Annotated in this window: 1 protein-coding gene; it reads right to left on the reverse strand. The window is 41.0% G+C overall.

Annotation, left to right across the window (positions count from 1 at the left end):
- Position 1: 1 nt before the first annotated feature.
- Positions 2-522 (reverse strand): hypothetical protein (locus tag ACTHUM_RS18550; protein WP_440403761.1); only part of this gene is annotated, 521 nt, incomplete at its 5' end.

Below are 522 nucleotides of genomic sequence, written 5' to 3' on the forward strand. Positions count from 1 at the left end.
TTTAAAGGACGTCTTTAAGTTGACGGGCTTTGGCAGATGTGGGGATAAATCTGTTCAATTCAATATTGACTGCCTGAAAATCGCGGCTATCAAAAAAATCGCCGATACGTATGGTTTTTCTCTGATAATCGAAAGCCCATACGCCTTGCCCACATTTTTGGATACGTAAAATATTGGGGACATTGTGAATTTTTCGTTTCATACCATTTTGGTATATGCTTTCGTTTGGCAACCTCTGTTTCCTTCCTTGTGCAATAGGAGCTTTGGGAATATGGTCACGAGAATGCCATTCGGAGATTTCTGACAATGGGAAACTACGCCAACGCCCAATGGAGAACAAGGTATAACCATGAGACAGCGTATGGTTACGGATCTTGATGTTTTCACGTCCGAAAAGTTGCCAAAGAATGCTGTGAACAAGCGAACCCACTAAGTAGAAAGTAAAAAGTAAAGGGATGAGAATAGCTTCTAAATTAGTGAAATAGTGTTCTTCAAGGTAAAACGGCGCGATGCATGTAAGAG

The sequence above is a fragment of the Neisseria sp. P0021.S006 genome, from assembly GCF_051956895.1.